Source organism: Lacibacter sediminis (assembly GCF_014168535.1).
GTDB lineage: Bacteria > Bacteroidota > Bacteroidia > Chitinophagales > Chitinophagaceae > Lacibacter > Lacibacter sediminis.
The window spans coordinates 4,576,876-4,599,552 of the sequence record NZ_CP060007.1 but is presented as its reverse complement, the minus strand read 5'-3'; the positions used below and the strand labels follow the sequence as shown (position 1 = coordinate 4,599,552).

The 22,677-nt window shown below is 40.7% G+C and carries 15 protein-coding genes; 7 read left to right on the top strand and 8 right to left on the bottom strand.

Translation table 11 applies throughout. The features are described 5' to 3' along the window. Window positions 1-4 precede the first annotated feature (4 nt). Window positions 5-3,226 carry a SusC/RagA family TonB-linked outer membrane protein gene (locus H4075_RS19520; RefSeq protein WP_182802495.1) on the bottom strand — a complete coding sequence of 1,074 codons (3,222 nt, stop codon included), beginning with the start codon at window positions 3,224-3,226 and terminating at the stop codon, window positions 5-7. Between the two features lie 229 nt (window positions 3,227-3,455). Here H4075_RS19520 and H4075_RS19515 point away from each other — a divergent pair, with 229 nt between their 5' ends. The 7 genes from H4075_RS19515 (at window position 3,456) to H4075_RS19485 (ending at window position 11,362) form a co-directional block, all read left to right on the top strand. Next, window positions 3,456-4,343, top strand: a complete 888-nt coding sequence (locus H4075_RS19515; protein ID WP_182802494.1) for an AraC family transcriptional regulator — start codon at window positions 3,456-3,458, stop codon at window positions 4,341-4,343. Between the two features lie 11 nt (window positions 4,344-4,354). Further along, window positions 4,355-5,872 carry a gluconokinase gene (locus tag H4075_RS19510; RefSeq protein WP_182802493.1) on the top strand — a complete coding sequence of 506 codons (1,518 nt, stop codon included), beginning with the start codon at window positions 4,355-4,357 and terminating at the stop codon, window positions 5,870-5,872. Window positions 5,873-5,964: 92 nt separating this feature from the next. Then, on the top strand, window positions 5,965-7,083 hold the full coding sequence (locus H4075_RS19505) for a bile acid:sodium symporter family protein (RefSeq protein ID WP_182802492.1): 1,119 nt from the start codon (window positions 5,965-5,967) through the stop codon (window positions 7,081-7,083). A gap of 11 nt (window positions 7,084-7,094) precedes the next feature. Further along, window positions 7,095-8,039, top strand: coding sequence for an RraA family protein (locus tag H4075_RS19500; protein WP_182802491.1), 945 nt, complete (start codon window positions 7,095-7,097; stop codon window positions 8,037-8,039). Between the two features lie 45 nt (window positions 8,040-8,084). Further along, the gene (locus tag H4075_RS19495) at window positions 8,085-9,365 is read left to right on the top strand and encodes a mandelate racemase/muconate lactonizing enzyme family protein (protein WP_182802490.1); all 1,281 of its coding nucleotides are present in this window, start codon (window positions 8,085-8,087) and stop codon (window positions 9,363-9,365) included. A 20-nt stretch (window positions 9,366-9,385) separates the two neighbouring features. Then, entirely contained in the window at window positions 9,386-10,189 is an 804-nt protein-coding gene (locus H4075_RS19490; RefSeq protein ID WP_182802489.1) for a polysaccharide deacetylase family protein, read from the top strand. A 45-nt stretch (window positions 10,190-10,234) separates the two neighbouring features. Further along, entirely contained in the window at window positions 10,235-11,362 is a 1,128-nt protein-coding gene (locus H4075_RS19485; RefSeq protein WP_182802488.1) for a Gfo/Idh/MocA family protein, read from the top strand. Window positions 11,363-11,388: 26 nt separating this feature from the next. On the opposite strand, the gene H4075_RS19480 is transcribed toward H4075_RS19485, so the two are convergent. The 7 genes from H4075_RS19480 to H4075_RS19450 are packed head-to-tail and all read right to left on the bottom strand — an operon-like array spanning window position 11,389 to window position 22,668. Then, window positions 11,389-12,939 (bottom strand): glucuronyl esterase domain-containing protein, encoded by a 1,551-nt coding sequence (locus H4075_RS19480; protein WP_182802487.1) that lies wholly within the window; start codon window positions 12,937-12,939, stop codon window positions 11,389-11,391. 14 nt (window positions 12,940-12,953) lie between these two features. After that, window positions 12,954-14,891, bottom strand: a complete 1,938-nt coding sequence (locus tag H4075_RS19475; protein ID WP_182802486.1) for a sialate O-acetylesterase — start codon at window positions 14,889-14,891, stop codon at window positions 12,954-12,956. 4 nt (window positions 14,892-14,895) lie between these two features. Continuing rightward, complete coding sequence (locus H4075_RS19470) at window positions 14,896-15,651, bottom strand: cupin domain-containing protein (protein ID WP_182802485.1); 756 nt, start codon at window positions 15,649-15,651, stop codon at window positions 14,896-14,898. A gap of 20 nt (window positions 15,652-15,671) precedes the next feature. Then, entirely contained in the window at window positions 15,672-17,069 is a 1,398-nt protein-coding gene (locus tag H4075_RS19465; RefSeq protein WP_182802484.1) for a Gfo/Idh/MocA family protein, read from the bottom strand. 44 nt (window positions 17,070-17,113) lie between these two features. Beyond that, a complete protein-coding gene (locus H4075_RS19460; RefSeq protein ID WP_182802483.1) occupies window positions 17,114-18,292 on the bottom strand; it encodes a Gfo/Idh/MocA family protein in 1,179 nt (392 codons plus the stop codon). An 18-nt stretch (window positions 18,293-18,310) separates the two neighbouring features. Further along, entirely contained in the window at window positions 18,311-20,929 is a 2,619-nt protein-coding gene (locus tag H4075_RS19455) for a glycoside hydrolase family 3 C-terminal domain-containing protein (protein WP_182802482.1), read from the bottom strand. Between the two features lie 56 nt (window positions 20,930-20,985). Then, window positions 20,986-22,668 (bottom strand): glycoside hydrolase family 43 protein, encoded by a 1,683-nt coding sequence (locus H4075_RS19450; protein ID WP_182802481.1) that lies wholly within the window; start codon window positions 22,666-22,668, stop codon window positions 20,986-20,988. Between the last annotated feature and the right edge of the window lie 9 nt (window positions 22,669-22,677).

Sequence of the window (22,677 nt, the reverse complement as noted above, 5' to 3'; positions counted from 1 at the left end):
GTTGTTAGAATTTAACATTTAAAGTAAGATTGTAATTACGTGTTGTTGGTAATGAAGAGTTCTCATAACCTGCTCTGATATCACCTGATGACTGAATCGCTTCAGGATCAAGACCAGGCAAATCTTTGTAAAGTATTGCCACATTACGGCAGGAAGCAGATAGTGATAATCCTTTTACGAATTTCAAGAGGTTCACTTTACTTATAAGACTCGTGAAATTATAAGCTAAAGAAATGTTCCTGAGTTTTACGAAATCAGATTTGAATGTAAATGGATCACCAATCTGGTCATTTCTGTAACCGGTCCAATAATTCTGCAATCCGTTACCTGCAACAGAGATTGAAACGGTGTTAGGCTGACCAGTGTTTACATTTACACCAGGGAATACATAACCACCTTCACGACCAATTAAAGACAATTTGCTATGACCTTGTCGTGTCATGTTCAACAGTGTTGCAGTTAAAACTGTTCCGCCGAATTTATAATCGATATTAATGCCCAGGCTCAGGTTCTTGTATGTGAACGAGTTGTTCCATCCACCGGTGAATTTTGGAATGGCACTGCCTACCGGGTTAAAACCACCAGTAATACCTTTTGGATTTGTATTTGATGGAAGAGGACGACCATCGTTACCAACAAGAATGTCGCCATTTGCATTTCTTCTGAATGTTCTTGTGTACAATTGGTTCATGCCTAAACCTTCGGTATACCTGATCTCTCCAAGAAACTCATTACCGGTTCCGTTGAAATAAAGCAGGAGAATGGTGCCACTTGGGTTACCAACGTTTAACACTTTTGTATTGAGGTATGCATTGTTCCATGAAGTGGTCCAACTGAAATCTTTTTGCTGAATGGCTTTGTATTCAACCAACGTTTCAAAACCGCTGTTCTTTAATGAAGCTCTGTTTTGTTTTGACGTATTATATCCGGATGTGCTGGAAAGATTTACATCTATGATCTGGTCAGTAGTTATTTTTTCAAATGCTGCAACATCCATCAATAACCTGTTTTGAAATAATCTTAATTCAAGACCAATTTCTTTTTCGGTTACTGTAAACGGTTGCAATAATGGATTAGGTGCACTTGCGCCATTAATGCTTGCCAGCGTTTGACCGTTGAACAGGTTTGCACCAAGCCCGTAGGTTAACACACCATCATAAGGATTTACTGATGCCACACTGCCTACCTGCGCCCATGAAGCTCTTAACTTACCGAAAGAAAGCCAGTTAACATTCTTCAATAATTGTGAGAAAACAAAACTACCTGACACAGATGAATAAAATTTACTGTTGTTCTCAGGATTGAGGATCGAAAACCAATCGTTTCTGGCAGTACCATTGATGAACAACAATCCATTGTATCCTAATTCAACCCATCCATACAGCGAGTTAACACGTTGCTGGCTGTAGTTAAATCCATCGCCTGCGCCTTTTACTGTACCATTCCTGTAAGAATAAAGATTAGGAACAGTAAAGTTTGTAGCTGTTTGAACCATATTTTTCCATTCCGATCTTAAAGTGTTTCCACCAAAGGCCGCATCAACCGAAAATTTTCCAAACTGGTTGCTGGTACCAACAAGAAAGTCGGCATTAATATCGGTTGTAGTAGTTTGGTTTAAATTATAACCGCCTCTGTAAGTAACAGTAGGGGTAGTGGTCGCAATTACAGTGTTGGCGCCTGTACCGTTTAGTGTAAACCATTCAGCAAAATTATCGCCACGGTCGTAGTTAAACCGGCCTTGTGCATACAGCCAATCATTAATGTCGTAGCGTAAAGTGGCAGTTCCAAGAAAACGGTTTCTGTCTTCCTTATATTTTTGACCATTTTGTAATGCGAAATAGGGATTGTTAATCGTACCCTGGAAACCGTTTGTTCTCCATTCTGCTCCCGTTGCAGGATCTTTTGCACTGGTACGATAAGCGTCCAGTGGAACAGAAACGGGCATACGTGTAAAGAAGTTTACAGCACCATCGCCCTGTGTGCCGATCTGCGGCGGATTAATATAATCCTCATCTGTATAGTTTACATTCAACTGTAGCTTGAGTTTTTTTGCAATTGTTTGATTAACGCCCATGTTGAAAATTCTTCTTTTGTATTCATTACTGGGCACAATACCTTTTGCACTCGTGGTTGAAATAGAAGATCTGAAACTTCCGTTGGTGCCGCCACCAGATAAGCCAAGCGTATTGGTGAGGTTTGTTCCGGTTTGCAGGAAATCGAAAAGCTGGTGAGGATATGCAGAGTATGGACGCATTTGTCCATCAAAATTCATAGTTGGCTGTCCATCTAATTTGGCGCCCCATCCCCATTGACCATTACCCTGTATTTGTGCAGCAGTTGTAAACTTGTTACCTCCCTGTCCCTGGCCATATTCAGTTTGTACAATTTCGTCCATGAAGTTTAAGGCCTGCGATGATGTATAACTCGATGTAAAATCAACACCTATACCCTGGTTTTTTGAACCAGACTTTGTTGTAATGATGATGGCACCGGCTGCAGCTCTTGAACCATACAGTGCGGCGGCAGCAGCTCCTTTCAACACCGTCATGCTTTCAATGTCATCAGGATTAATGTTTGCCAGGTTATCGCCACGGTCACGTTGCTGACCGGCACCTTCGGCATTTCGTACGCCCTGATCCATAGGCAAACCATTAATAACTAACAAGGGAGCATTGTTTGCTCCGGCAAAACCAACCTGTCCACGCAAGCGAATTTGGTTACTGGCACCTGCACCTGCAGCGGGAGGGGTTATATTTAAACCGGCAACCTTACCTACAAGCGATTCACCTATGTTGGTTGTTCGCTGTCTTACAAGTTCGTCTGCATTAACAGAGGTTGTGGAATAACCCAGCTTTTTTGCAGCACGTTTTTCGCCCAGCGCTATCACTACTACTTCTTCCATGCTTGTTTCGCTCTTGGCCAGCGTAACAGAAACAGTAGCTCTGCCGTTGACGGGAACTTCCAATTTTAAAAACCCGATAGAGCTAAACACCAGTACATCTGTACCTGCAGCAGCAATACTGAAATTACCGCTGGCGTTTGTAACAGTTGCTTTGTTTGTACCTTTTACTGCAACCGTTGCTCCGTTCACGGGATTGTTTTCCTCATCCAGCACAGTGCCGGTAACTGTTTGCGCATTTGCTGCTGTAAGAATTGTTAAGAGGAAGAATGAAACCAGAAGCCGGATCAAACCCGTATTGGTTACGGCTTGAAATTTTACCTTCATAATGCAATCGTTTTGGTTATGTGATGAGTGACTTGTGGGAATTGGCATATTGACCCACATTACAAGAACTTATGCTAAAGTATCTACATGGTGAAGCAAAAACTTCCAATAAAAAACTTCGTTGAATTTTGCAAATGCAGTTGAGATAAATTGATTTTCTTTATACACGCTGTTACTTATAACAACAATTGCGGAACGATGATTTCCTAAAGCTTGCTCTGGTTTATATATGAATCAATTTGTGCTTTGCCATAATACTGCCTCAGAGTTGCGATTGTTTCCGCATATTATTGAAATAGGCGTAATCAAAAATCCTGCAATACGTCTCAATGGCTTTCCATGTGAAATTGATCGTTGTTTAAAGTTGTATTATATACAGGAAGGAAAATTTGAATGGTGTATTAATGACCGATCATATACACTTTTTCCCGGTGATGTTGCCTTGATATTGCCCGGTACTGAGTTTGGAAATGAAAGTAATGTACTGGAGATCGGTTGTTTTTCATGGATACATTTACAGGTTGGCAAAAATGAAAAAGGTGAACTTGAAAACCCCGCGTGGAGCAGTTTATCCGATACAGAGAGCTATGCGATCAATAAAATACTGCAATCGGACCACACCCCAATACTTCAAAAATTTACAGATGCCGGTGTTATTCTGAAAGGCATACAAACTGAATTGTTTAAACAGGAAATAGGTTTTCAGGCAAGGGTCAATCATTTGATCGATGAAATTTTTATACAGGTAAGCCGGCAGTTTACAAGAATGTCGAACCCGGGGCGTGACTTTCCAAAAACCTTTATGAAACTTGAACAGGAACTTCGTCAGAATCTTTCTCACCAATGGACGGTAGAAGAAATGGCAGCATTGGTAGGGTTGGGTACAACACTCTTCAATGAGAAAGTAAAAAGTTATTCCGGTTTTTCTCCGCTTAACTATCTGATCAATATCCGTATTTCCGAAGCGATCAAGTTATTGAAGATACCGAACATCAGCCTCACGGACATTGCTCTTGATACAGGCTTTTATTCATCACAACATTTTTCAACCACGTTTAAAAAGCTAACCGGCTATACGCCCAGCGAATTCAGAAAAAATCATATTGGAACAAACTAATTTATAATCAAATGGAATGTATCATCACTATAGAACTCGGCACCAATGCAGTAAGAGTTTACGCATTTGATCTTAATGGAAATATCATTGGCTCGTTGAAAGGATACTGTCCCACTTTTCACAGTGAGCCGGATTACAGTGAACAGGATCCCGATCAGATATTTATTACTATGCTGTATGTACTGAAAAACCTGTTGAATGAAGTACTACATCCAAAAAAATACAAAGTATTGTGCATTTGTTTCAGCTCATCGATGCATAGTGTACTGGCAGTAGATAAGCGGGGCAACCCAATGGGCAAAGCCATTACTTGGGCTGATAACAGAGCTAACAAAGAAGCAGCCAAACTTAAAAACTCAACACTTGGCAAAAAGATCTATAGTGCTACCGGCACGCCACTGCATCCAATGTCGCCGCTAACAAAAATTGCATGGATCAAAAACAATGAAAAAGAAAAATTCAAACAGGTCAGTAAATTCTTATCGCTGAAAGCATACATTCTGCAACAACTTACCGGAGAGTATGTAATTGATTACAGTATTGCGTCGGCAACAGGATTGCTCAACATTCATAAAATAAAATGGGAGCCGGAATCACTCAAGTTTGCAGGCATTACTGCTGCGATGTTACCGGACTTAGTACCGGTAGATACAAAAGTTGGAAAATTAAATAAAGCATACCAGGCATCATTAGGATTATCGGCCGATACAAAAATTCTTGTTGGTTCAAGCGATGGTTGTATGGCTGTTCTGGGCGATGGTGTAAATGGCGAAGGTGTGGCAACCATTACCGTTGAAGATAGTGGTGCAGTAAGAGTAGTAAGTGATAAAGTGATGCAGGATGACAAGCAGCGCTTCTTCAATTACCTGCTTACAGAAAATAAATATATATCAGGTGGCCCCACCAATAATGGCGGTGTCATCTTCGAATGGTTCACCCGTCAGTTTGGTGATTTTAAAAATCCATTTGATCTGGAGCATACAATGCTTGAGTTGATCAACGATGCATCAAAAGTACCGGCAGGTTCAGACGGATTAATCTTCCTTCCTTATTTGCTCGGAGAACGTGCACCCATATGGAACCCCAATGCAAGAGGTGTTTTCTTTGGAATAAATATTAAACATGAAAAATCGCACTTTGTAAGATCTGCTATTGAAGGCATTCTTTATGAAATTTACAGTATTGGAAAAACGCTGGAAGAACACAGAACAATCAACAGTCTTTCAATCAATGGAAGTTTTGGCACGTTGCCCTTCTTTACACAAATGGTGGCCGACATTTATAACAAACCTGTTCGCTTACGACAGAACTATCAAAGCGTAAGTTATGGATCGTACTTATTAAGCGCAACCGAAATGGGTATTTACAAATCGCTTGATGAAGCGGCAAAAACTGTTGTGCTGCCCGACCTTGCTACGCCAGACAAGCAGAACAATAAAATGTATCTGAAATACTTTAAAATATTCGAACGGTTAAGTACCAAGCTCGCAAGTGAGTTTGCTGATATTGCTGCGTTACAGCATCAGTAATGATTGATCAACATACGTAGATCTCTGCCTGAACGTAAGAGATGCAAGTCAGTTGAAAAGTTCGTATCAACTACTAAAAGAATAAATGAATCATGGAGCGTAAACCAAAACCAATTGTTTTTTCTGCACTTGCCGTATTGTTCGCATTAGGATCAATCGTACTCTGGCTAACAGGTTATATCAACTTATCTGGCTGGTCTTTGGCATTATTTTTTATTAGTCTTGCGTTTATTTTCAGAAGCATCTTTTTATTAAAAGGCCTTTCGTTCACTGCTATCATTTTTGCATGTGTTGTAGTTGCTATGTGGCATCCGGAATATTTTACTACCTGGGGTAGTTTTTCGTTAAGCAGCACAATCATTCCGTTTATTCAGTTACTGATGTTTGGAATGGGTTCTTCTATGAGTTTAAACGATTTTGCTGCGGTTGTTAAATCACCGAAAGGTGTTGTGATCGGTGTGGCGAGTCAGTTTGTAATTATGCCCTTGCTGGGGTTTACATTATCAAACGCAAGCAACTTTCCTCCCGAAATAGCAGCAGGCATTATTCTTATCGGCTGTTCACCAAGCGGATTGGCTTCAAACGTTATGGCCTACTTATCAAAAGCAAATCTCGCATTGTCGATCACTATTACATCTATCACAACACTGCTTGCGCCATTTGTTACACCGCTGCTGATGAAATTATTTGCAGGCGCTTTAATTGAGATTGATGTGTTGAAAATGATGTGGGATATTTTTAAGATGATTATCATTCCCATTGGTGCAGGGTTGCTGTTCAATAAATTATTAAAAGGAAAAATGAAATGGCTGGATGATGCCATGCCTTTCATTTCCATGTTTGCCATCACCTGCATTGTTACAGTTATTGTTGCCTCCGGAAGAGACAATTTGCTCAAAGTAGGATTACTCTTAATTGGAATTGCATTCGTTCACAACATTTTTGGATATGTGTTGGGTTATTGGAGCGGCCGTTTATTCAGAATGAATGAAAAAGATTGCCGCACCATTGCTATTGAAGTGGGAATGCAAAATGCCGGACTTGCATCGGGCATTGCAAAAGAACTTGGAAAAATTGCAACCATTGGATTAGCTGCTGCTGTGTTTGGCCCATTGATGAACATCACCGGTTCTGCATTGGCAAGCTGGTGGCATAACCGTCCGCCGGTTGATAAAGCAAATGAAAAAGAAATGAGCCACATTACTAAATAAAAATAATCGCTATGACAAAAATTAAAAACGGATTGCTTGTGTTGTTGCTACTTGTATTTCTTCAACCATTGCAAGCACAGCAAGTACAAATCAGTAAAGAACATTTGATTTCATTAACACCACTTTGGACAGGTGAACGTTTCCCTGACGGACGACCAAAGGTTCCCGATCAACTTTTACAACGCATGAAAAATGTAAGTGTTGAAGAAGCATGGGCGGTAATGAAAAACGCAGGCTATGCATATCAAATTGCAGAAGGCTGGCAGATGATTCATCCCGACAGTGTATTGGTTGGCCGTGCTGTTACGGCAACGTTTATGCCCGGACGACCTGATGTTTGGAAAGCGATTGATTCAGTTGGAAAAAAAGCAGGCAAGCGTGGACAAAATACATGGGCTGTTGACATACTTGTAAAAGGTGATGTGTATGTGGCCGATCAATTTGGTGCACAAAAAAATGGTCCCACCATTGGTGACAATGTGGGCAATGCTATTTATGCAAAAACAGGAAACGGAATTGTTTATGACGGAGCCTTGCGTGATGTAGAAGGATTAAAAGATATTCCCGGGTTTACTTCTTATTATACCAGTTACGATCCGTCGTTTCATAATCCTCCCGGCGATTTAACAACAATGATTGTTGGCATTAATCATCCTACACGTATTCGAAGAGTTACAGTGATGCCGGGTGATGTTGTACTTGGTAAACTTGGAGTTGTAGTTTTTATTCCTCCGCACCTTGCTGAAAGAGTTGTTACCACTTCGGAGATTGTACGCTTAAGAGATATGTTTGGTCATCAACGTTTGCGTGAAGGAAAATATACAGCCGGACAAATTGATGCAAGATGGAGTGATGAAATTGAAAAGGATTTTTCAAAATGGCTGAATGATCATATCAGCGAATTGCCAGTGTCAAAAGAATTTATTCAGCAATACCTGAAAGACAGAACCTGGTAATACAGTTCACGCAAAACTATTCTTCCACTCCATAAATTTTAAACAATGAATAAAAATAATTCCCGACGGTCTTTTTTATCAAAAGCCGCACTTGCATCAGCCCTTATGCCACTTGCTTCAATGCAAGTTTTTGGAGAAGGCTACCAAGAGGCCGTTGAGCGCACACCAAAACCATCAGCGCCAGCTGATCTTAAAATTACAGACATCAAATGTGGTTATATCCGTGGAAGTTTGTTTGTAAAAATTTACACCAACCAAGATATCTATGGAGTGGGAGAAGGAGTTGATGCTGTGCCCGGCACTTACCACCTTGTGAAAAATTTCGGAATGAGGTTAAGAGGAAAAAGTCCGTTGAATGTACATCGCCTGTTTGAAGATATTCGCAAGGGTGGTTTTTTCCAGGGAGCGCAGGCAGGTATGTATATTGCTGTTTTATCAGCCATTGAAACTGCGTTATGGGATCTTGCGGGCAAAGCATTGAACATTCCCGTGTATCAATTACTCGGCGGAAAATTCCGTGATAAAATAAGAGTGTACTGCGATACGGCTTTGTATCAACGTAATTTACCAACAGCAAAAGATTTTGCAGACGCAGCATTGAATTCAAAGAAGATGGGATTTAATGCCATTAAGTTTGATCTTGACCAGGCAAATGATCCAAATAAATATGATGCATATAACTGGACGGCAAGCCCTATGGAACTGCAGCGTATGTATGATCAAATTGCAGCTTCCAGAGAAGCAGTAGGTCCTAACATTGATATATGTGTGGATATGCATGGCCGTTATGACGCAGTAACAGCACAGGCAGTTGCAAAACGATTGGAGCCGTTGAATTTAATGTGGCTGGAAGAACCCATACCTGCTGAGAATGTGGAAGCGTATAAATTAATAACTGAAAGCACCAGCACACCTATTTGTGCGGGAGAGAATCATTACCTGGCTTACGGTTTCAGAAGAATGCTTGAAATAGGAGCAGTTGACATTGTAATGCCCGATCTGCAAAAAGCCGGTGGCCTTGGTGAGGGACAGCGTATTGCTAACCTTGCTAATTTGTATTACACACCGTTTGCTCCACACATGGTTGCATCGTTCCTTGGCGCAATGGCATCGGCACATGTATGCGCATCGGTTCCAAACTTTTTAATATTGGAATGGCAGTCGTATTTCCATACAAATCCTATGTTCAAAGAAATTGTAACATATGATGGCGAGTGGGTGAAAGATAGTTATATTACTTTGTCAGAGAAACCAGGTATAGGAGTGGATATCAATGAAACTGCCATGAAAAAATATGCAGTGCCTGGTGTTCCGTTTTTTGAATAACAACAAATAATTGTTAAGTAATGAAGAAAGTAATTGTTGCAGTCTTTTACGTTCTCAGTTTGTTTACTTGTGTGTATGCACAAACCAATAATGTATGGAAGGGGAAGAAATGTGCAGTTGTTCTTACTTACGACGATGCCATTGATCAGCATTTAGATAATGCTGCACCAATATTAGATTCGTTGGGATTAAAAGCAACATTCTATATAACTGCGTTTTCACAATCGATGCAAACAAGATTGAAGGATTGGAAGAAACTTCCTGTAAAAGGTCATGAACTTGGCAATCATACGTTGTTTCATCCCTGCATTGGTAATATGTCTGGCCGTGAATGGGTGAGCAAGGAAAACGATATGACCAACTATTCAGTAAAGCGAATGGAAAACGAAATGCGCATGACGAATCTTTTCCTGCAATCAATTGATGGAAAAACAAAACGCACATTCGCTTACACATGTGGTGATATGAAGATCGCTGACTCGTCTTTCATCAATGGTATGAAAAAAGATTTTGTAGCTGCAAGGGCTGTGCGAAATGAAATGCACAAGATCAATGAAGTTGATCTGTACAATGTGGATTGCTATATGGTCAACAACAACAGCTTTGAAGAAATGAAAGCGTGGGTTGACAAGGCGATACAAACCAATTCGTTGCTGGTAATTTTGTTTCATGGTGTTGGTGGCGGTAACGGGCTTGATGTATCGATAGAGAATCACAGGAAAATACTTCGCTATATCAAACAGAAAGAAAAAGATATTTATGTGGCACCAATGTTGGATCTAGCAGAACATATCAATCAATTGCGGAATGGAAACAAACATTGATGAACTGAGGGAGTACAATAAAACATCACCATAAAATCAATTCGTATGAGTCAGCAACATTCACGAAGGAAGTTTTTACAACAGATCGGCTTGGCAGGTTTGAGTCTTCCATTACTTTCTGCCAACAATTCATGTAATGAACAACAATCAAAACAACGTTCCGTGCAACAGAAGAAAGAAGGAAAACTAGGCATCGCCTTAGTGGGTCTCGGTGGTTATGCAGGCGGACAATTAGCACCTGCATTGCAGCAAACTGAACATTGTTATCTCGCAGGTATCGTTACCGGAACGCCTTCGAAAATTCCTGTGTGGAAAGAGAAATATAATATTCCGGACAAGAATATTTACAACTACGACAATTATGATTCCATAAAAGACAATCCGGATATTGATATTATCTACGTCGTTCTTCCGAACAGTATGCATGCAGAATATACCGTACGTGGTTTTGCGGCAGGCAAACATGTGATCTGTGAAAAGCCAATGGCAATTACTGTGGCTGATTGTGATAAAATGATTGCTGCATCAAAGAAGGCCGGTAAGCAATTAGCTATTGGTTATAGGCTTCAGTTTGAACCGCACAATCTAGAAATGATGCGGTTGGGTACAACAAAGGTTTATGGTGATATCAAAAAAATGACCGCAGGATTTGGTTTTACAATTGGTGATCCTACGCAGTGGCGATTGAAAAAAGATTTAGCTGGCGGTGGTCCCATGCAGGATTTGGGTATTTATTGTGTACAGGGTATTTGTTACACAACAGGTATGGTACCAATTGCAGTTACAGCACAGGAAGGCCCTAAAACAATAGCAGATAAATTCAAAGAAGTGGAACAGTCACTTAAATGGCAATTTGAAATGCCCAATGGTTTAATTGCAGAAGGTGAAGCAAGCTATGGAAGCTCTATGAACTTTTTAAGAGCAGAAGCGGAGAAGGGAATGTTTGAATTATCGCCAGCTTATAACTACGGAGGATTGAGAGGAAAAACATCTGAAGGCCCGATGAATATTACAAACATTAATCAGCAGGCAAAACAAATGGATGGCATTGCCCTGTCAATGATGAAAAATCAACTATCTATTGTTCCGGGCGAAATGGGACGAAGAGATGTTCAAGTAATCACAGCTGTCTATGAAGCAATGACAACCGGAAAGAAAATAAAAATTCAATAACAACACAGTTTTCTTATAGTTAGTTGTTATGGTGTTTTCTTTTCATAATTCAACCATTTGCTTGCCCATGGTATAAAGAATTTAAAATTCGGCGCATCGGTATGTCCACCATCATGTTGTCGCCATGCCAAATGTCCATTCAACATATCGGTGAGCATCGGTGGCATTTTTTCTGTTAAATGATCGTTGCTCACACCAAGATCTTTTGCGCCGAGTAATTTGAAGACTGTACCGGCAGCAATAGTTGCCTGGTAACTTCCTTTCTGATCAAGCCAATTCGCATCACCTTTTTCGGGAATGCCATAGCTGATAAATGTCAATCGTGGTGCACACAAGGAAATCAGTTCATGCGAATCAACCGGTAAATCACAACCTGTTTTTTTACCAAAGCCTGATTCTTCTGTTCCGTATTTTAAATAGTTACCTGCCATCCAATGATAGCCACCACCGCCGGTTAAGTTTTCAACTGACTCACCAAACACACGACGATGTAATGTTGCACCACCTTTTCCTGATGAACCAATTAAACCAACTGCAAAGCGTTGATCGAATGCCATTGTTACCAATGCAGCTTTACCATAACGAGATACACCTTCGATGCCAACTTGCTTTGCATTCACCAGAGGTTCTGTTTCTAAATAATCCAATGCACGACTTGCGCCCCAACCCCATGCACGCAATGCACCCCATTGATCGGGTTTGCGTGGCTGTCCCATATTGGTTAAACCGATAATGCCTCTTGTTAGACCTGCTCCATTATCCGGTTGTATTGTTGCAGGATCGATGGTAACATAACCCCAGCCAGCGGCTAACAATCTTTCTTGTGGCGTTAATTCTTCATCTGCTTTCGCTGGTGCAAAAAAGTTAGGAGCGGGGAGACGGGTGATGGGTTGATACGCCGGATACTTTTCAAAGATTTCTTTCATTGATGGATCAGACTTGATCATCATTTCTTTGTAAGCGGCATTTATTTTTTCCAAATCATCAGGCGATGGTTGTGCAGGCGCAGGTAATACAGGACGACCAAACATGATCAACACCGGAACAGGGCCTTTTACATTTGCGGGAACAACAAGCACCATTTTCATATCAACATTGATCAATGGATAGGCGCTGTTATCTACATGCCCGATTATTTCCTTTGCAATAACTGGAATACGATTCACCACTTCCCGGTCGAGCACCTTTACTGTCCAAGTTACTTTCGGAACATTCTTGGGAACACGGCCATACACTTCACGTTCAAAATCTTCAATCAATTCAGGCCGGCGTTGCTTCCACCAAATATCAGCCGTTGTAACTCTCTTTCCATTCTTTAGTGTAAGCACATCAGGCAACTGCGGACAAGGATTCGCCAATGCCTCATCGTAGTTTGCGTGGTTGGGATCTTTGTCATTACCACTTTTACCGGGACGTAATTTTATTATTCCCAGTTGCTGCATCATATTCGCCTGATCTTGCTGCACCGTAAACACAGTGAGCTTTGGATATTTGCTGCTGTCAATCACCGAAACCTGTGCCATAGCGATCGAGTTGCTGACAAAAGCAGTTATGAAAATCAAAGCAAGTTGTTTCATGTTCATATGATATTTTATTTCTCAGTTGTAAAAGGCGATGCGGGCAGTCCCTCTTTGTTATACAAGTTTGGTTGAACCGGATTATCGGCCCACGCATAACGCACATATAGCGGCTCTTTTACTTCATCACTCCATACAATTATTTTATCGCCTTCAATTTTTGCTTTCGCCCATACGAACTTTTTATCGGCTCCTGCAATAGCGAACTCACTCAACTCTTCTCCGTCGTTTGTAATTAAACCGCTGCCGGTATGTTGAAATGAAAGAATGATTTTACTTCCATCAATTTTTGCAGATTGATAAAGTGGACCGGAATAAACCAATTCCTCTTTGTAAGCAAGTTTTCGTGCCGCCAATGCCAAACGAATGCCAACATCTTTTTTATTATCGGGGTGAATATCATTCCACTCACCAAGATCAATCGCAACTGCCATAGCAGTGTTCGGTACTGCAAGTGCATTTAATTGTTGCTGACGTAAAACAGCCCAACCACTTTCAGAAGGCAGATAATTATAATCCATAAATCCCGGCAGTTGCACATACAGAAAAGGCAGTTCACCTTGGTTCCATTTGTTGCGCCAGTCACGAATTTGTGCAGTTTGCAAAGCGCCGTATTCCTGTGGCCTTCCTGCATTGCTTTCACCCTGGTACCAACAAAATCCTTTGATGGTATAATTTATTTCAGGCGCAACCATTGCATTGTACAATGCAGCCGGTTGATTTTGTGCATTGATGCCGCCGCCAAAACCTCCGCCTGCAAACGGACGATTCACTAAACCAACTTTATACTGCCATGTTCCCTTGAGATCAACTGTATCCGTTCCTGAGAAAATACAATAAGGTTTGTCAGTTACAAAACCACCTTTACCAGAATTGTTAGTTACACGAATAACAAAAACATTTTTACCTGCTTTTAAAACATTTGCAGGAACCGTGTATCTGCGTTGAGGATATTGATATGTTGTGTTACCAACACGCACAGCATTGATGTATAATTCATCTGCATCTACAATGCGACCAAGAAAAACTTTCGCAGCTTTACCAACCATTGATGCAGGAATATCAATTTCTTTTCTGTACCATACCACACCGTTGAGATCTTTCACACCCTGATCTTCCCAAAAACCTGGAATGTTGATGTTGCGCCAACCCTTAGGAACATAGTTAACATCAAACCATTTTGTTGTTCCGCTTAAACCTGCATCAATAGGAGGAGCAATGCGTGGCGTATTTGATGGTCTGCGATTTAAACTGTTGAGATAGGCTGTGTCTTTATTTTTTGTAATAGTGGTTTGCAATGCTGCAAAATCTTTCAATCCTTCTTCACTTGTCCAAGCTTCAATAGGTGTGCCTCCAACGCTTGCATTGATAATGCCAATAGGCACTTTGTATTTTTCGTATAAATGTTTGGCAAAAAAATAAGCAACTGCGGAGAAGGGGCGAATGTCTTCACCTACTGCTGCTTTCCAGTAACCGCTTGGCAAATTTTGCTGCGGGCCTTGTAAACTGGTTAGTGTTGGTACCCAGAATTGACGGATCTGCGGATCATTTGCTTCGGCAATTTCTTTTGCATAGGTTACATCATGAATATTGAGTTGATGTACCATGTTGGATTGACCGCTGCAAAACCAAACATCGCCAAACAGAATTTCTTTGATGCTGATTTTGTTGCTTGCAGTAATATCAATGCTGTAAGGACCGCCTCCTTTGGTTGCAGGTAGTTTTATAATCCACTTTCCTTCAGCATTGCCTTTTGTCTTGTATGTTTTGCCATTGAACTTTACACTTACTTTTTCATTCACAGCGCTCCATCCCCAGATGTTTACCGGAATATCTCTTTGCAGTATCATGCTGTCTCTTACAATTTGCGGAAGTTTTACCTGTGCGTTTGCTGCGTTTGCCCCAAACAAAAAGATTGGAACGATCCGTAATAACGATAAGAAGTAGTTCATTTTGTTATTCAAATTGAATGGCGAAATAGGTACTTGATTTTGTACCGATGTTTTTGATGCCGTGTAATACCTTGCTGCCTGCATAATAAAATCCTCCGGCAGTTGTTTTTATTATGTTATTCCCCATCTGCATCTCCGTTTCACCTTCAATGACCAGGATAATTTCTTCTGCACGATGCGTATGAGGTTCATGACTTTTCAAACCTTCTTTTAAAGTGGTTACGTGCATTTCAAAACGTTTCTGCATAACAGTAGGTTTTTCAAAAAAATCACGACGACCTCCTCCAATATTATTGCCTTTAAAAGGAATGCTTTCCCATATTTTCACAAAGGAAGTTCCGCCACGTTGTGCATCAGCAGTTTTTTTGCTGCGGTAGTTCATGGTAAAGAAATCTGTTGTTGTTGTTGATGCATTTGATAAACTGTATTTTTCTCCTGGCATTAAGACAGCTATGCTATTCGCTGTTAATAGAAAGGAAGAGTCGCCAAAATGAATTGTTACAGCACCAGATCTTACGATCAATAACTGCTCTTGGTTAGCAGAAACAGCCTGCTTTATTGTTGTGTTGCCTGCAATACTGTTTGCTGCAAACTGCATCCATTCAAAGTCATGCACTTTGCCTTCCAGTAAAACAACAGAACTGATTTTTCCTTTTTGCACAACAGGTTGTTTCCAGCTGTATGCACCTGACAATACAGAATCGTTCTGCGCAAATACCAACGAAGGAAGAAAGAAGAAGAGGGCAAGTAATCGTTTCATGAAAAGCAGTTGTTTAAATTTTATTTTACTTCATAACCTTTACGTTGCGGGCGGGATAACATGCTGTTTGCTTCTGCATCGTTTTTGAATTGTTCTTTTACAGGATCCCAATACAATTTCCGTTTCAATTTCATGGCGATGTGATGCAGCAAACAGGCAGAACATGCACGATGTGCTTCTTCAACAGGAGCAATTGTGTTCTTGTTATCACGTATTGCTTCCAGCCAATTGCCATGGTGATCTTTGCTGACAGTGAAATGAAATTCATTTTCACCAATTACAGATGTGAGTAGTTTGGGATCACTTGCATCAATTTTTTTCGCCTGCACAGTTCCTGCATTGGGATCGCTGGATGTTGCCTGGTAATCACCTCTTGAAACAAAGATCCATCCTTTCGTTCCTTCAAATTTTATTCCGTTGGGAAATTCATTACTCACCATCATTGTAACACCGTTCGCATATTTTGCGCCCGTTTTAAAAATGCCGTGCACATCCCACAAACCATCTTTTGCAAACTCAACATGTTGAGCCCATATTTCTACAGGGCCACTTGCTTCCATACCCATGCCCCAATGTGCACTGTCGATATGATGCGCACCCCAACCTGTGATCATACCTGCTCCAAACTGTTCGCAGCGTAACCAACCGGGGCGTCCATAATCATTCTGCGGATGAACTCTGTCTTCAGTATAATACACTTCAGGTGTTGATGCAAGCCACATGTCGTAATTGAAATTTGCAGGAAGCGGCATTTCTTCTTTTTTACCACCGGGAGGATCGCCGGGTAACCCAACATACACTGTTTTCAATACACCGATCCGCCCATTGCGAACAAGCTCTGCTGCATAACGGAATTGATCACTGCTTCGTTGTTGACTTCCTATTTGAAATTTCACACCACTATTCTGTACCACATTGCTGATAATCCTTCCTTCTGCAATGGTTAACGATGCAGGCTTCTGCATATAAATATGTTTACCTGCACGTGCTGCAGCTACACCAATCATGGCATGTGTATGATCGGGTGTACTGATCAATACTGCATCAATATCTTTATTCAATAAAAGCTCACGGAAATCTGTGTAAAGTTTTACACCATCATAGGGTTTGTTATCTCTCTTTGTATAAAATTCATTTACTAATTGCTTGCCCTCGTTTGCACGTTTCAGATCAACATCACAAACCGCCATGATCTGCGCATATTCATGTTTCCAAACCCCCGGCATATCATGTCCACGGGAGATACGTCCTGTACCGATGGCTGCAACATTAATACGATTGCTTGGTGCATTTTTCCCAAATACACTTGCCGGTACGATGGATGGGAAACTCAGTGCAACGGCTGTGCCTGCTGTTGCTTTAATGGTATCGTTTAGAAATTTTCTTCTTCCGATACCTGTTTTTTTTTCTTTTTGCATGGCAATCTGTTTTAGTGAAGCATCGTTATGGTAAAAGCAGGAAATTATTTTTTCAGTTTCAACGGCTTTGCCTGTTTCTGTGCTATTAAGGCAAGTTCCGTTGCTAAAAAGCAATGCGCCTGGCTCATAGCAGTTTCTGTTCTGTTCACAACATCATCAACAAACGCTGGTCCAAATGGAAGTGTTTCATTATTGCAATCCATATGCACTGTTTCTTTTTGATTGACGAGGTATAAATGATTGCCGCCCTTGTTGGCAGAAACAATGTCGATGTTCTTTCTCACTTCAATATACCCGTCAGTACCGAGTATTGTTAATCTTCCATCACCCCAGCTATCAAGTCCGTTAGGCGTAAACCAATCTACACGTATATAGCCCACGCCACCATTTCCACTTAACATCACGTCACCAAAATCTTCGAATAATGGAGCTTCAGGAAAATGCACATTACCTACCTGCGACATCAACACAGTTGCTTCTGTTGTATTCGTAAAATGTAAGTACTGATCAAATTGATGTGAACCGATGTCAGTTAAAATTCCACCGTAGCGTTTTTTGTCCCAAAACCAATCTGGTCTTACAGCTAATCCCGAGGTACCATACTTATTGCTGATCCTGTGCGGAGCTAAATTTATTGTTTGTATTACGTTGCCTATTGCACCTGCTTTTACTAATTGGCTCGCTTTTTCTGTGCCTTTGTTCTCAAGCCTTTCACTGTACATGATCGAGTAGATCCGTTTTGTTTCTTTCTGCACTTTCTTTACTTCAACCAATTGTTGTAACGTAATAATGCCGGGTTTATCGGTTAAGTAATCCTTGCCATGTTTCATAACACGAATACCGAGAGGAGCTCTTTCATCCGGTATGCCTGAGCTTAACACTAACTGAATGGAATTATCTTCTAAAATTTCGTTTTCATTTTTTGCAAGTTTCGCTTCAGGGTATGCTTTTGAAAAAGCAGCAAGCAGATCAGCTTCCTTTGCATATACAGCCACTAATTCTCCTCCACCTCTTTTTATTGCATCCGTCATTCCATAAATATGGGGATGATTGATACTGATGACTGCAAATTTTATTTTGCCCGGTGCGATAACGATATCCTTTTTCTTTTCTGTTGATTGAATAGATTTAAACTTACCGGCCATTGGCGCAAACAGCATTAACCCGGAAGCTTTTGTTGCATCTTGCAAAAATTTCCTTCTATTTGGTTTGTTGGAGTTCATAATGCTTATTTAATCATGTTATTGAATAAGGAGCTGTGAGCTTACTACATTACTGGTTGTTTTATTTTTTACACCCGGTTGCCCACCGCCAACGCTGATCTGTACTTTTCCTTTCGGTTGATAATACTTACCGGTTGTTTCATTCACCAATGCTAATTCTTCAGGAGTAAGTTTAAAGCTGATGGTTTTACTTTCACCTGCTTTCAACGCAATGCGTTTAAAACCTTTCAATGCACGAAGAGGTGCTTTGCTTTTTGTTTGTTGATGCGATACGTACAACTGCACTACTTCATCTCCATCACGCTTTCCTGTATTTTTCACCGTTACTGTAACAGTAACAGGTTTGTTTGCTGCAATAGTTTTTGGGAATTGCAAACCACTATATGCAAATGTTGAATAACTCAAACCATGACCAAAGGGATACAATGCTTCGCCTTTAAAATAACGATAGGTTCTTCCTTCCATCGAATAGTCACTGAAGCCAGGCAGATCACTATCGCTCTTATAAAATGTAACAGGCAAACGACCAGCAGGATTATAGTCGCCAAACAAAACATCTGCAACAGCAGTACCTGCACTTTGTCCGCCATACCATGCATTCACAATCGCAGGAATGTTTTCGCTTTCCCATGGCGTAGCAATGGCACTACCTGTGAGCATAACAAATACAACAGGTTTTCCCGTTGCATGTAGCTTTTTCATCAATTCAGTTTGTACAGTTGGCAACGCAATGGTTGTACGATCGCCGCCATTAAAGCCGGGATAATCAACACGCATTTCTTCTCCTTCCAATTGTGGAGAGATGCCACCTGCGTAAATAATTGCATCAGCATCACTCACTTTTTTGAGTAGGTCAGCATAATTCAGTTGTTGTAAGTTGCCTGCTTTCAATTTTACATTGGCCTTTCCTTCACCCTGCCAATATTCAAGAACCAATTTGTAGGTCTTACCTTTTACTGTGTTTAGTTTATAGGTTCTTGCACCCCAACGGTTTCTTGTCCATGCATTCAATACTTCTTTATCATCAACCGAAAGTTTATAACCATCATCTGCTTCCACTTCAAACAGAATAGATCCATCAGCTGACGCAGTGAAGTTGGTTGTATAACGTGCAGAAAAATTATTTGCACGGATGTTGCCCAATACTTGCTGTCCTTCCTGCCAGAAATGATCAACACCTGCTTCTGTTTGTACAACAGCAGGTTGGCCCTGCAATTCTTTATTTGAAAAGTATTCTGCTTTGAATCCTTTTTTGCCTTCATACAAATACTGATCACTCACATCGGCATATACCAAAGACGTATCATTGGTGAAATTGATCGCCTTTTCATAAACCACTTCAACAGAATTGCCAACCTTGTTTTGTATTCCTTTCAGTATCGTTATAATTTCTGAAGGTGTACCATTGTAGTTTCCGAGAACTGCAATACTGTTATCAGCATTCGGACCCAGCACCACGATCTTCTTTATTTTTTTGCTGAGAGGTAATGTATTTTTTTCATTCTTCAACAGCACGATCGATTGTTGCGCCATTTTTAATGCATGTGCCTGATGTGGAGCACTCTCCAATACAGAAGAAGGAGTTTGTGCATACTTCACCATTGATACGGGATCGAACATGCCCAAACGGTAACGGATCGTAAACAAACGTTTCAATGAAATATCAAGTTGTGATTCAGTGATCAAACCTGTTTTTACAGCATCCACCAATGTTTTATAAACTGTAACACCGCACTCCAGATCTGTTCCATGGATCACTGCATCTACGGCTGATGTTGTTGCATCCTTATGTGTTTTGTGATACTTATAAAAATCATCTACTGCCCAGCAATCACTCGTTACATAACCGTTGAACTTCCATTGTTTGCGGAGAATATCATTCATCAATTGATCATTACCGCAGCAAGGTTGTTTATCAACCGCATTGTACGCACACATTACACCCGCCACATTTGCATCAACGATCAATTCTTTAAATGCAGGCAGATAAGTATCCCACAGATCATAAGCAGTAGGATTAAAATTATCGGAGTGACGTGAAGGTTCAGGTCCGCTGTGCACTGCATAGTGTTTTGCACAAGCTGCTGCTTTGAGATACTTGGGATCTTCACCTTGCAGGCCACGTACAAAAGAGCGTCCAAGCATAGCCGTTAAAAATGGATCTTCACCATAGGTTTCCTGTCCACGACCCCAACGTGGGTCACGAAAGATATTGATGTTGGGTGTCCAGTAAGTAAGACCGAGATAACGTTCGGCAGTTCGTCCCTGTTCAACAGCCTTGCTGTAAATAGCTCTACCTTCCAATGCGGAATAATCGGCCATGCGATGCAATGAATTGGTATCCCAGGTTGCTGCCATACCAATCGCCTGCGGAAATACCGTTGTTTTGAAAGGTGTTCTTGCCACACCATGCAATACTTCATTCCACCAATCGTAAGCGGGGATACCCAAACGTGGAATAGCAGGAGTTGCATTGAGCATCTGTGCTACTTTTTCTTCCAGTGTTAAACGGCTCACCACATCATTCACCCGTTGTTCGATGGAGAGTTTTGTATTCCACATCGGGAATGATTTGTAATCCTGTGCAGTTGCTGATAAGCAAAACACAATTGTAAGAATGGCAAGAAATGATTTCATTGTAATATGATTTGATCCTGGTTTAATTGAACAAAATATGAAAGCCTATTACATCTTTAATAATGTAACTGCTTACTTTTTAAAGCATCATCGTTTCCTTTGTACTCAAACCAATCGTACAACGCCACTGATGATGTGGCTGCACCATTGGACGTGCCGTATAATGCAAACAGGCTTCCTACAAATCCTTCCGCCACCTTTGTTGTAAGGAACGAACCATCAACACCTTCTTTCAGCAGTTTCCAATGGTTTTTCTTTTCTGCAAAAAAGAAGGCATACGTATCAGCCCTTGCTTCTATTTTCAAAAACAATTCTTTCGATGAACTTAATTTTTGCGATGCCAATAACTCCGGTTCTGTTTTTCCTCTTGCAGGCGATTTGAACAATTGAACAACAGGTGCACCATTTTCAACTGACTTGCACAGGAGGTAGTAGAAATTTTCACTCTGGAAAATGAGCATACCTGCTTTTTCTTTTTCTGATGCAGCTGTGAAATTGAGGCAGGTAGCAGCATATCCTTTCAGGTTATTTTGACGGTAACCGAGAAAGGAAGGACTTTTTCTTTCAGTAGCAGTTTGCGGACGTAATGCTAATTGCAGCGATCCTTTTTTTGCTGTTAAGCTGTACACATCTTTTTCAGGATTGCGTAAGAAGAGATAACGGGAATCAAATTTATCTGTCTTGAAATCATCTCTGAATGTTACATTGCCACCAAACGGATTGTTTACTTTTTTGGTGATGGCCGGCTGAGGAACAGGTAAGCTGTAAGGCACTGTTGCATCGCCTTCGAGTATATGCGGCCATCCATCTTTCCATTCAACAGGTAATAAAAATGTTTCACGACCGGTTGTATAAAAATCATCATCGTAAGGACGACAGGCAAGAAACACAGCATACCATTTTCCATCAGGTGTTTCTACAAAATCTGCATGACCTGTTGTTGTAATAGGATTGGGTCGTTTCTTATCCAAATGCTTTTGTGTAAGAATGGGATTCTTCTCATACGAAACATATGGCCCTTTTACGGATTTACTTCTGAACACAACTTCTGTATGATTGTATCCTGTTCCACCTTCTGCACAAATCAAATAATACCAATCATCTTTTTTGAAAATATGCGGCGCTTCGATCCAGATCGGTTTTTTAGAAAGATCTGTTCCACCATTCACCAATAGAATTTCTTCGCCTACTACTTTCATCGCATCAATATCAAATTCATACATACGGATGGTGCGGTGACCGTTGTATAACGGTTTGTTATCCGGTGCATCGTTGTTGTAAACAACATAGGCTTTATCATCTACAAAATCAATTGATGGATCAATGCCACGTACCTGCGGCAACCAGATGGGATTACTCCACGGACCTTTCGGATCTTTTGCTGTGATGATGAAATTTCCTTTTTTATCAATGAGTGTACAAAGAATATAGAATGTTCCTTTATGATAACGGATAGTTGGAGCAAATAAACCTCTTGATACACCTGCATTCGTTTGATCTAATTGTTCTTCTCTGTCCATTGCATTGCCAATTTGTTTCCAATTCACCAGGTCGGTGCTGTGAAAGATTGGAAGGCCGGGAAAATAAGCAAAGGTGGAATTGGTTACATAATAATCATTCCCGACACGGCAGATACTTGGATCAGGATAAAACCCTGCGAGTATCGGGTTATTAAAAGTTTGTGCATTCGTAATTAAGAATACAAAACTGAATAATGCTGCTGAAAGAATTTTCCTCATTCTATGTTG

What these genes read in the sequence shown, in the direction of transcription:
- H4075_RS19520 (WP_182802495.1), bottom strand. Translation starts at nt 3,226, where the DNA reads ATGAAGGTAAAATTTCAAGCCGTAACCAATACGGGTTTGATCCGGCTT.
- H4075_RS19515 (WP_182802494.1), top strand. Translation starts at nt 3,456, where the DNA reads ATGAATCAATTTGTGCTTTGCCATAATACTGCCTCAGAGTTGCGATTG.
- H4075_RS19510 (WP_182802493.1), top strand. Translation starts at nt 4,355, where the DNA reads ATGGAATGTATCATCACTATAGAACTCGGCACCAATGCAGTAAGAGTT.
- H4075_RS19505 (WP_182802492.1), top strand. Translation starts at nt 5,965, where the DNA reads ATGGAGCGTAAACCAAAACCAATTGTTTTTTCTGCACTTGCCGTATTG.
- H4075_RS19500 (WP_182802491.1), top strand. Translation starts at nt 7,095, where the DNA reads ATGACAAAAATTAAAAACGGATTGCTTGTGTTGTTGCTACTTGTATTT.
- H4075_RS19495 (WP_182802490.1), top strand. Translation starts at nt 8,085, where the DNA reads ATGAATAAAAATAATTCCCGACGGTCTTTTTTATCAAAAGCCGCACTT.
- H4075_RS19490 (WP_182802489.1), top strand. Translation starts at nt 9,386, where the DNA reads ATGAAGAAAGTAATTGTTGCAGTCTTTTACGTTCTCAGTTTGTTTACT.
- H4075_RS19485 (WP_182802488.1), top strand. Translation starts at nt 10,235, where the DNA reads ATGAGTCAGCAACATTCACGAAGGAAGTTTTTACAACAGATCGGCTTG.
- H4075_RS19480 (WP_182802487.1), bottom strand. Translation starts at nt 12,939, where the DNA reads ATGAAACAACTTGCTTTGATTTTCATAACTGCTTTTGTCAGCAACTCG.
- H4075_RS19475 (WP_182802486.1), bottom strand. Translation starts at nt 14,891, where the DNA reads ATGAACTACTTCTTATCGTTATTACGGATCGTTCCAATCTTTTTGTTT.
- H4075_RS19470 (WP_182802485.1), bottom strand. Translation starts at nt 15,651, where the DNA reads ATGAAACGATTACTTGCCCTCTTCTTCTTTCTTCCTTCGTTGGTATTT.
- H4075_RS19465 (WP_182802484.1), bottom strand. Translation starts at nt 17,069, where the DNA reads ATGCAAAAAGAAAAAAAAACAGGTATCGGAAGAAGAAAATTTCTAAAC.
- H4075_RS19460 (WP_182802483.1), bottom strand. Translation starts at nt 18,292, where the DNA reads ATGAACTCCAACAAACCAAATAGAAGGAAATTTTTGCAAGATGCAACA.
- H4075_RS19455 (WP_182802482.1), bottom strand. Translation starts at nt 20,929, where the DNA reads ATGAAATCATTTCTTGCCATTCTTACAATTGTGTTTTGCTTATCAGCA.
- H4075_RS19450 (WP_182802481.1), bottom strand. Translation starts at nt 22,668, where the DNA reads ATGAGGAAAATTCTTTCAGCAGCATTATTCAGTTTTGTATTCTTAATT.